This is a genomic window from Merdimonas faecis, assembly GCF_001754075.1.
Classification (GTDB): Bacteria; Bacillota; Clostridia; order Lachnospirales; family Lachnospiraceae; genus Merdimonas; species Merdimonas faecis.
Genome location: NZ_MIEH01000003.1, coordinates 76972 through 87821 on the forward strand (window position 1 = coordinate 76972; position 10850 = coordinate 87821).

The following is a 10850-nucleotide window of genomic DNA, read 5'->3' on the forward strand; positions in this document are numbered from 1 at the left end:
ATGGCTGAAAGTGTCTTTGAGGCTGTCAAGCAGTCCATCACCGTCCGAGAAGCAGCGCAGATGTACGGAATCGAGGTCAACCGGAGCGGCATGGCCTGTTGTCCCTTCCACGATGACAAAAATCCCAGCATGAAGCTGAACGAGGAATATTTTTATTGCTTTGGCTGCGGAGCCACCGGCGATGTGATTGACTTCACAGCGAGGCTCTACAATCTGTCCCCCAAAGAGGCCGCCGAGAAGCTGGCCCAGGATTTTGGCCTGGCTTATGACAGTCAGGCCCCTCCCCGGCGACGCCATGTCCGCCAGAAATCCGAGGCGCAGAAATTCAAGGAGGACCGAGACCATGCCTTTCGTGTCCTGGCCGACTACTTTCATTTGCTCCGCAAGTGGGAAACGGACTACACACCCAAAACACCGGAGGAAAATCCACATCCCCGATTCATGGAGGCAATCCAGAAAAAGGACTATGTGGGCTATCTGCTGGATTTTTTTCTGGAGAACAGCCCGGAGGAGCAAAAGCTGTGGATTGCCGAACATCAATCAGAAATAGCCAAATTGGAAAGGAGAGTGAAATTCATGGCTGATAAGACCACCAATCGAGAACGGTTACAAGAGATCACAGCGGGCATTGAACAGGGTATCAAGGAACTGTTTGAGAGCGAGAAGTATATGCGCTATCTGTCCGTCATGTCCAAGTTCCACCGCTACTCCGTCAACAACACCATGCTCATCTATATGCAGCGCCCGGACGCCACCCTGGTGGCCGGGTTCAACAAGTGGAAAAATCAGTTTGAGCGCCATGTGAAAAAGGGTGAGCATGGTATCACCATCATTGCCCCCACGCCCTACAAAAAGAAGATCGAGGAAATGAAGCGCGACCCGGATACTCATGCACCCATCCTGGACGCGGATGGCAAGGCGGTCATGGAGGAAAAAGAAATTGAAATCCCCATGTTCCGTCCGGTGAAGGTGTTCGATGTGAGCCAGACGGACGGAAAGCCCCTGCCAGAGCTGGCCTCCAGCCTGTCCGGGACGGTGCCGCACTATGAGGCTTTCATGGAAGCTCTGCGCCGCTCGGCTCCGGTTCCCATCGAGTTTGAGCCGATGGCCGAGAACATGGACGGCTATTTCTCCTCTGACCAGCAGCGGATCGCCATCCGGGAAGGCATGAGCGAGGTGCAGACTGTTTCCGCCGCTGTCCATGAGACCGCGCACAGTAAGCTCCACGACCCCAAAAAGTACGAAGCGGAGCCGACCTGGAAGATCGTGATGGTGAGCGAGGGCGGCACCAAGCATGACTTCCGTCTGGACTTCGCCACCGAAGCAGAGGCGGAACAGGCCGCCGCCGAGGAAGGCTGGCGCTATGTGGACGAGAATCGGTTTGAGTGGCGGTTGGAAGTGGAGGAAGATCTGACGGCGGTGAAACAGGCCGCCAAGAACCGCAACACCGAGGAAGTGGAGGCCGAGAGCATTTCTTATGCGGTTTGCCAGTATTTCGGCATCCAGACCGGCGAGAACAGTTTTGGCTACATCGCTTCCTGGTCGAAGGACAAGGAGCTGAAGGAGCTGCGGGCCAGTCTGGAGACCATCAACAAGACTTCCTGCGAGCTGATTAACGACATCGAGCGCAACTACAAGGAAATCTGCAAGGAGCGCGGCATTGACCTGACTGCCGCCACGGAACCGCAGCAGGACTCTATCGAGCAGCTGGCAGCAGACATCGACCAGTTCACTTTCGATTATGACCCTTATGAGTATCGGAACAATGCAGATAGCCGTGAGGACGCACTGCACGAACTGACTGCCACACTCCGAAGCGGAGATGCCAGCGGTGTACGCGAATGGCTCCAGAATATCGTGAACGAGGATGAACCGGATGAAACCACCCAAAAAGCTGCCGAGCTTATGGGACGCTTGGATCAGCTGGTGCCGATGACTGAACCGGAACAGCTGACCGAGCCGGAAAATACCGAAAGTGTCCAGCCCAGCGCCGAGTACCGGGAGGCCCTGTTGGTGCTGGATGATACCAGCTACCTTCATGTTCAGCCCTGCGACACCGGCTGGGACTACACGCTCTACGATGTGGCAACCATGAAGCAGATGGACGGCGGCCAGTTGGACGGGCCGGATATGGGCCGTTCCACAGCGGTTAGCCATATCTGCGAGGACCTGGGGATGGGCGGCAAGTCCATCAAGTATGCGCCGCTGTCCATGATCGAGACTTTGCAGGAGGCGGCTTACCACCAGATGCAGGAACAGGTCAGCCAGCAGACCACAGAAGCTGCCGCCACCCAGCTGCCGGATGCCCAGGAGCAGGCGTTGGACGAGTATCCCATGCCGGACCCGGCACTGACTCAGGATGATCTGGAGAAATGCGGCTACCTGGACGGTGACCTTCTGCCCCTCTCCAAAGAGCGAGCCTATGAGCTGATGGAGCGAGACCTGACCGTTTATATCGTCCAGGAGGGTGAAAACCCGGAAATGGCCTTTGACACTGCCGACCTGGACGCCCATGACGGTATCTTTGCTGTGTCCCGCGAGGAATGGGAGCAAAGCCCGGACTTTCACGAAAAAGTTTTGGAACGACAGGATCGGCAGTTGGAACGGGAACAGGCGTTTCTTTCCCATGAGGGAAATTGTTTTGCTATTTATCAGGTGAGCAAGGATGACCCGCAGAATGTGCGTTTTATGAATCTGGATTGGCTGCAATCGCACAATCTGTCCGTAGAGCGGAGTAACTATGACCTTATCTATACCGCCCCTCTGGACGGTTCCGGCAGCACTATGGAGCAGCTGGAAAGGCTGTATGAGCAGTTCAATCTGCAAAAGCCGGTGGATTTTCACAGCCCGTCTATGAGCGTCAGTGACATCGTTGCCATCAAGCAGAATGGTCAGGTATCCTGTCATTACTGCGACAGTGTTGGTTTCACCCAGGTGCAAGGTTTCTTGCCGGAAAATTCGCTGAGAAATGCGGAAATGACGGTGGAAGATGATTACGGCATGATCGACGGTATCATCAATAACGGCCCAAAGGAGCCGACAGTGGCCCAGCTGGAACAACAGGCCCGCAGTGGTCAGCCCATTTCTCTTATGGACTTGGCAGCAGCCGTCCATCGAGAGGAACGGGAAAAGAAAAAGTCCGTAATGGAGCAGCTGAAAAGCCAGCCCAAGACGGAACACAAAAAGACAGCGCAAAAAAAGAGCGCGGAAAGGGAGCTTTGATATGAACAACTTCACCTTTGAGGAAACGAACCTTCTTTGCATCTACAACACCGGCAGCCGCACCGGGCTGATCGACGCTCTGACGGAGATGCGCGGTGAGCTTTCGCCGGAGGAAGCCGAGCTGCGGGAACTGACGGACAGCGCCCTGGGTAAACTCCAAGCTATGAACGACACCGAGTTTGCCGAACTGGAGCTGTACCCAGATTTCGACGAGTAAAAAACACACATAAAGACCTGATGGGACGGCCTGATATGCCGTCCCATTTCTATTCAACATGAAGGGAGGACAGAAAACCATGCCATCCAAAGCTGAATTTTACCGGCAGATGGCCGAACAGGTATCGACCCAGCTTGTAGGCAGCTGGAAGGAGTGGACGGCTTTTCTCACCACCGCCGCCCGCCTTTATAAATACCCATTCCACGAGCAAATGATGATTTACGCCCAGCGCCCGGATGCCACCGCCTGCGCCGAGTATGACCTGTGGAATGAAAAAATGGGACGGTATGTGCGCCGTGGCTCCAAGGGTATTGCCCTGGTGGACGATTCCGGCGACAAGCTTCGCCTGCGCTATGTGTTCGATATTTCCGATACCGGCACCCGTGAACATTCCCGTACACCCTGGTTGTGGCAGCTGGAAGAACAGCACATTGGGCCTGTGTCGGCCATGCTGGAGCAAAACTACGGCGTTGCCGGTGACAATCTCGCCCAGCAGCTCACGGATGTAGCCGGAAAGCTGGCGAGTGAGTATTGGGACGATCATCAGAGAGATTTCCGCTATATCGTTGACGGTTCGTTCCTGGCGGAGTACGATGATTACAACATCGAAGTCCAATTTAAGTCCGCCGCCACCGTCAGTATCGCCTATGCCCTGATGTCTCGCTGTGGGCTGGATACGGAACAATATTTCCAGCATGAGGACTTCATGCCGATTTTCGATTTCAATACCCCGGCCACGGTTGGGGCGTTGGGCGCGGCGGTCAGCCAGATTAACCAGCAGGTTTTGCGGCAGATCGGCGTCACCATCCAGATCTATGAGCGCGAGCAACTCGCGGAAAGGAGCGTTACACATGGAGAACAGCCTGACTTACACGATGAACGGAGATTATCAGATTCCCGACCTGAAGCTGACCGAACAGCCGGAGAAGCCCCTGGGCAAGTACGGCAGGATGCGGAAAGCGTACCTGAAGGAACACCGGCCCCTGATTTACAATCAGCTGCTGCTGACCGAGAAGCTGTACCCGCACCTCATCGAGATCGACGAGACAGCGCAGAGCCGTCTGGAGCAGATGATGCCCCAGCTGGCGAAAGACGCGGGCGCGACGGAGCAGCTGAAAGCCAGCGACCCGATGCGCTGGGTGGGCCTGATGAACACCTGCAAAGCACAGGCCGAGGAGATTCTGATGGCGGAGCTTATTCACAGCTGAGTTTCTTCCTCTCCGAAGCAGAACAAATCAGAATCATAGATGAAGCAGAGAATGTGAAAACATCCTCTGCTTTTTCTTTTGCCCAGGCTGACATCGACCATGTGCTGCGGCTGGGCGGCAACACCTATCGCCAGAGAGAGCGCATTGTCGCGGCCTTTGAGGAGCAGAAGTCCACCACCGAGATCGCAGACACCCTGAAAACCCTGTACCATGGCGGCAACGGGATTGGCAGCATCACTGCATGGTATGCCGAGGATGGAATCCATCTTTCCCACGGCAAAACTGCCCGTTACGATAAGTCCGCCCAGGTCATTTCCTGGGAGAGTGCCGCTGAGCGTATCGGCCAGCTTTTGCAGGACGGCCAGTTTGCCACCAATGTGGAGCTGGCTGAGGCTGCGGGCTATGAACGCTCCCTCCTCGCGGAAAAGTTCTGGAATCTGTACCACGATTTCAGCGAGGAAGCCAGAGAAGCTGGGTATCTGCCCATCCTTTCCAACAATCCGGGGCGCGGTTTCCCGGAGGAATCTGCATGGCTCACCGAACAGCTGAAAAGCCCGGAGTTTCGCCAGAACCTTGCGGAAGAATATGCTGCCTTCTGGACGGCCTACCAGCAGGATCGGGATTTGCTGCGCTTCCACTACCATAAACCCAAAGAAATTTGGGAGAACCTGCAAGATCTGTCCTTGCCTCGCACCACCTTTACCTCTCAGTTGACGGAAGTACCTTCGGTCAAGCAGTTTATCTCTGAGGACGAGATCGACGCCGCCATGACCAGAGGCAGCGGATTTGAGGGCGGTAAGGGCCGAGTTTTCACCTTTTTCCAGGAACCCCATACGGATAAGGAAAAGGTGGATTTTCTCAAACATAAGTATGGTATTGGCGGTCACTCCCATGCCCTGTCCGGTGCAATGAAAAGCGATGAAAGCCACGACGGAAAAGGTCTGCACTACAAAAAAGACGGCTGCCCGGATGTGCATTTCACCTGGGAGAAAGTCGCCAAACGGATTACCGACCTGATCCAGAAGGGACGCTATCTCACAGAACAGGAACAGGCGGAGTATGACAAAATCCAGGCAGAAAAGGCCCTGGCGGAAGAAGATGCCCTGCAAGCCCAGCAGCCGGACCCGGCTGTGTGGGAATACAACGGCGTCAAGGAGCGCCACCCGGATGATATAATCCTCTACCAAATGGGGGATTTTTTTGAGCTGTACGGTGAGGACGCCAAAACTGCTGCTGCGGAACTGGACCTCAATCTCACGACCCGCGCTATCCCCGGCGGTGGCCGTGTGGAAATGTGCGGCTTTCCGGCAAACCGGCTGGAGCAGGTTGTGGAACAGCTGCGGGATAAGCATGATGTGACCATTTCCGCTGTCCCGAAGGGCGGCAGGGAGCGGCAGGAGTATTCCATGCCCTCTATCGACCATGAGGCGGAACAGCACATCAATGCCCAGGAAGCGGAGTTTGGCGCAGACGGGACCAGAGTATTTCAGGAGACCGAAGCAGCCGCAGCCCCTACGATTCGAGAACTGCATGAGCAATACAAGCCCATTGTACTTGCCGCTGTTATGGAAGATGTGCCATATCGCAATGCCTGCGGTCACAGTGACCATGAGAACGCCGTGATCGAGGGCAATGCCGCTATTCGCCGTGCTGTCCTGGGATCTGGCAACATGGAGCTGCTCCGCCTCTATTCCGACACACCGGAGTTCCGCCAGCGCCTTCATCGAGAAATCATCGACGAGACCTATCCCAAGCTCCATGAGCTGCTGCACCCTCTCACGGACAATGACATCGACAAGGCTATCCAGGACTGGAACGGCAAAATCGAAAGTAAACACGCCGTTGTCCGTTACATGGAGAAACATGGGCGGGAAAAAGATACCGCTGCATGGCTGGCCCATGAGTTTGACGGCGGCGATGGCAAAACCCCGTTTTCGGTTCGCCCGGAAAGCCCCGAAGGAACGGTGCTGCCCTGGCCCAAGGTACAGCGCCGGATCGCTCAGCTTATCAAGGAGGACCGGTTCTACACCGAAGCGGAACAGGACCGGTTCGACAACATCGACCCCATCGCCATTCGGGAGGCTTTGGCCGAGCGCGGCATTGTGAATGGTGAACTGGTGGATGAGGAAAAACTGGATAATGACCCATTCATCCAGCGTGTTATGGCGGATGTGGAGGCCATATCCAGAGAGAGCGTCCCGGCAGATGAGCCGGAACAGCCTTCTCCCCATAATTTGCGTGTTCTGGTTTCAGATGAGGAATACGCTGCGGCTCGTGGCACACTCCGGGAGCGAACCTCCTACGATCCAGCGGTTCCTCCTTACAATGTGGGTGATATTGTCTATCTGGATGACCGGCCCCATCAGATCACAGAGCTGCGGGATGACACGGTGCAGCTGCTGCCCACCTGCATGAGATATCCCATCTACCGGGCTGAGAGCCGGGAACGGTTTGAGCAGCTTTTGCGGGAGGATAACCGCAACGACTTCTATACCGAATTCCTGCCTGCAAATCTGGATACGGTGGACCAGGACCTTCGGGATGTGCTGGCCCATGGCCTGATTGGTGAGGCGGACAAGGCGGAGCTTTCCGAGCTTCTTCGCAACGGCAAGAGTAACCAGGAGGTAGCCTTGTGGCTGAGCCGGGCCTATCCCAACATCGTGGAAACGATGGAGCTGGAGACCGGCGAGACCGCCGATTACCGCACGATGCCGGAAGGTATCGAGCTGGAAGTGCTGGATGCAGATGAAAAGCGTCTGGCCATGCTGTTCTTCCAGTGGAGCGAGGTTGCGCCTTTGCTGCGCGGGATGTATGCCCGTCAGTTGGACGGTTTTGAGCAGGAACGCCCCGAACCGGCTGCCGAAACCCCGGCCTTCCAAGCCGAGACTGTGGCTGTCTATCCGGGCGATAAGAACAATCTGCCCTATGATGTGGTTGTTCAGACCCTGCGAACCAATGAGCCGGAGCCGCCCACGCCTGCTGTCGAGCCGGAAAAGACTCTGGATGAGGTACTGGACGAACACCCCGTTTCCATTCAGGTAAACGGCGAGTGGCAGACCTTCCCCAATGTCAAAGCTGCCGAGGAAGCCTCTTATGAGGAATACAAGGCCAATCTGCGTCGCACCGCCGAGAATTTCCGTATCACTGACGATCACCTGGGCGAAGGCGGCCCCAAGGCTAAGTTCCAGGCCAATGTCGAGGCAATCAAGCTGCTGAAATACCTGGAGGAAACCACCGAGCAGGCAACGCCGGAACAGCAGAAAATCCTTTCTCGGTATGTGGGCTGGGGCGGCCTTGCCGATGCCTTTGACCCCGACAAGGAAAGCTGGAGCAAGGAATATGCCCAGCTGAAGGAACTGCTGACCCCGGAGGAATACGCTGCTGCCAGAGGTTCCACCCTCAACGCGCACTACACCAGCCCTACGGTCATCAAAGCGATTTACGAGGCTGTGGGCCGCATGGGATTTGAGACCGGCAACATCCTGGAGCCGTCCTGTGGTGTAGGCAATTTCTTCGGTATGCTGCCGGAGGAAATGCGAAACAGCCGTCTTTACGGCGTGGAGCTGGATTCCATCAGCGGGCGTATTGCCCAGCAGCTCTACCCCAAGGCCGACATCACCGTGGCAGGGTTTGAGACCACCGACAGGCGGGATTTCTACGATCTGGCGGTGGGTAATGTACCGTTTGGCCAGTATCAGGTTCGGGATAAAGCCTATGACAAGCTGAATTTCAGCATTCACAACTACTTTTTCGCCAAGGCTCTGGATCAGGTTCGTCCCGGTGGCGTGGTGGCCTTTGTCACCAGCCGCTACACGATGGACGCCAAGGATTCCACCGTGCGCCGGTATCTTGCTCAGCGCGCCGAACTGCTGGGGGCCATCCGTCTGCCCAATGACGCTTTCAAAAAGAACGCAGGTGCCGAGGTCGTTTCGGACATCATCTTCCTGCAAAAGCGTGACCGTCCGTTGGACATCGTGCCGGAGTGGACGCAGACCGGGCAGACCGAGGACGGCTTTGCCATCAACCGCTATTTCCTGGACCACCCGGAAATGGTGCTGGGCCGACAGGAACCGGAAAGCACCGCCCACGGCATGGACTACACCGTGAACCCCATCGAGGGGCTGGAGCTTGCCGATCAGCTGCATGATGCCGTGAAGTACATTCGCGGCACCTACCAGGAGGCCGAGCTGCCGGAGCTGGGCGAGGGCGAAGCCATCGACACTTCTATCCCTGCTGACCCCAATGTGAAAAATTACTCCTACACCGTTGTGGACGGCGATGTGTATTACCGTGAAAACAGCTGTATGGTACGGCCTGACCTGAATGCCACCGCCGAAGCCCGTGTGAAAGGACTGGTGGGTCTGCGAGAATGTGTCCAGCAGCTCATTGATCTGCAAATGGACGCCGCCACACCGGACAGCGCCATCCAGGACAAACAGGCCGAACTGAACCGGCTCTATGACAGCTTCTCTGCAAAATATGGTCTTATCAATGACCGGGCGAACCGGCTGGCCTTTGCTGATGATTCCAGCTACTATCTGCTCTGCGCGCTGGAAGTCATTGACGAGGACGGCAAGCTGGAGCGCAAGGCGGATATGTTCACCAAGCGCACCATCAAGCCCCACAAGGCGGTGGACACTGTGGATACCGCAAGTGAAGCTCTGGCCGTATCAATTTCCGAAAAAGCCTTTGTCGATATGGCGTATATGGCGGAGTTGACCGGCAAGACCGGCGACGAACTGGCCGCCGAGCTAAAAGGCGTGATCTTCCGTGTACCTGGGCAGTTGGAGAAAGACGGCACTCCCCATTATGTAACAGCCGACGAATACCTGTCCGGCAATGTGCGGCGCAAGCTGCGTCAGGCACAGCGGGCCGCACAGCAGGACCCTTCCTTTGCAGTCAATGTGGAGGCCCTTACCGCTGCCCAGCCCAAAGACCTGGATGCGTCGGAGATTGAGGTGCGCCTGGGCGCTACCTGGATCGACAAAGAGTACATCCAGCAGTTTATGTATGAGACCTTCGACACGCCGTTTTATCTCCAGCGCAATATCGAGGTCAACTATTCTTCTTTCACCGCTGAGTGGCAGATCACCGGCAAAAGCTCTGTAAGCCAGAACAATGTGGCAGCCTATACCACCTACGGAACCAGCCGTGCCAATGCCTACAAGATTCTGGAGGACAGCCTGAACCTGCGGGATGTCCGTATCTACGACACCATAGAGGATGCAGACGGCAAAGAGCGCCGGGTGTTGAATGCCAAAGAGACCACCCTGGCCGCCCAAAAGCAGCAAGCGATCCGGGACGCTTTCAAAGACTGGATTTGGAAAGACCCGGACCGCCGCCAAGCTCTGGTCCGCCAGTACAATGAGGAAATGAACTCCACCCGTCCCCGTGAATACGACGGCGGACACATTACTTTCGGTGGTATGAACCCGGCCATCACCTTGCGGGAACACCAGAAAAACGCTATCGCTCATGTGCTGTACGGCGGCAATACGCTGCTGGCACACGAGGTAGGCGCTGGCAAAACCTTTGAAATGGTGGCTGCCGCCATGGAGAGTAAGCGCCTGGGCTTGTGTCAGAAATCCCTCTTTGTGGTGCCGAACCATCTGACCGAACAATGGGCGTCGGAGTTTCTGCGGCTCTATCCTTCCGCCAACATTCTTGTCACCACCAAAAAGGACTTTGAGACCCACAACCGCAAGAAGTTCTGCGCCCGCATTGCCACCGGCGATTATGACGCCATCATCATGGGACACAGCCAGTTTGAGAAAATCCCCATCAGCCGAGAGCGTCAGGAACGGCTCCTTCAGGAGCAGATCGACGAGATCACCGAGGGCATTGCCGAGGTGAAGTACAGCGGCGGTGAGCGTTTCACGGTCAAGCAGTTGGAACGCACCAAGAAGTCCCTGGAAGCCCGGCTGGAGAAATTGCAGGCCGAGAGCCGCAAGGACGATGTGGTAACATTCGAGCAGTTGGGTGTGGACCGCCTGTTCGTCGATGAGGCGCATAACTATAAAAACCTGTTTTTATACACCAAGATGCGGAATGTGGCAGGTCTCTCCACAAGCGATGCCCAAAAGTCCAGCGATATGTTTGCAAAGTGTCGCTATATGGATGAACTGACCGGAAACCGTGGTGTGATTTTCGCCACTGGCACCCCCGTATCGAACAGCATGACCGTGCGCCCGTAAGGGGCTGTA

Annotated in this window: 4 protein-coding genes and 2 pseudogenes; 5 read left to right on the forward strand and 1 reads right to left on the reverse strand. The window is 56.0% G+C overall.

All coding sequences use genetic code 11. The annotated features are described in order from the left end of the window. The 3 genes and pseudogenes from BKD12_RS01575 to BKD12_RS01580 form a co-directional block, all read left to right on the forward strand. A pseudogene (locus BKD12_RS01575) lies at positions 1–2662 on the forward strand (LPD16 domain-containing protein); the annotation flags it as partial. Between the two features lie 38 nt (positions 2663–2700). Then, a pseudogene (locus tag BKD12_RS17645) lies at positions 2701–3222 on the forward strand (YodL domain-containing protein); the annotation flags it as partial. 1 nt (position 3223) lies between these two features. Then, positions 3224–3439, forward strand: a complete 216-nt coding sequence (locus BKD12_RS01580; protein ID WP_002588921.1) for a transposon-transfer assisting family protein — start codon at positions 3224–3226, stop codon at positions 3437–3439. Positions 3440–3488: 49 nt separating this feature from the next. On the opposite strand, the gene BKD12_RS17155 is transcribed toward BKD12_RS01580, so the two are convergent. Continuing rightward, a complete protein-coding gene (locus BKD12_RS17155; protein ID WP_072853160.1) occupies positions 3489–4292 on the reverse strand; it encodes a hypothetical protein in 804 nt (267 codons plus the stop codon). Between BKD12_RS17155 and BKD12_RS17160 the strand changes: the two genes are divergently transcribed. After that, on the forward strand, positions 4291–4647 hold the full coding sequence (locus tag BKD12_RS17160) for a TnpV protein (RefSeq protein ID WP_072853158.1): 357 nt from the start codon (positions 4291–4293) through the stop codon (positions 4645–4647). The two genes, BKD12_RS17155 and BKD12_RS17160, sit on opposite strands and share 2 nt — an antisense overlap. Positions 4648–5555: 908 nt before the next feature. Next, positions 5556–10841, forward strand: a complete 5286-nt coding sequence (locus BKD12_RS01585) for a helicase-like domain-containing protein (RefSeq protein WP_330385513.1) — start codon at positions 5556–5558, stop codon at positions 10839–10841. Positions 10842–10850 lie beyond the last annotated feature (9 nt).

Excerpts from the sequence above, each read along its gene's own strand:
- BKD12_RS01580 (WP_002588921.1), top strand. The coding sequence starts at position 3,224 with ATGAACAACTTCACCTTTGAGGAAACGAACCTTCTTTGCATCTACAAC.
- BKD12_RS17160 (WP_072853158.1), top strand. The coding sequence starts at position 4,291 with ATGGAGAACAGCCTGACTTACACGATGAACGGAGATTATCAGATTCCC.
- BKD12_RS17155 (WP_072853160.1), bottom strand. The coding sequence starts at position 4,292 with ATGTGTAACGCTCCTTTCCGCGAGTTGCTCGCGCTCATAGATCTGGAT.
- BKD12_RS01585 (WP_330385513.1), top strand. The coding sequence starts at position 5,556 with ATGAAAAGCGATGAAAGCCACGACGGAAAAGGTCTGCACTACAAAAAA.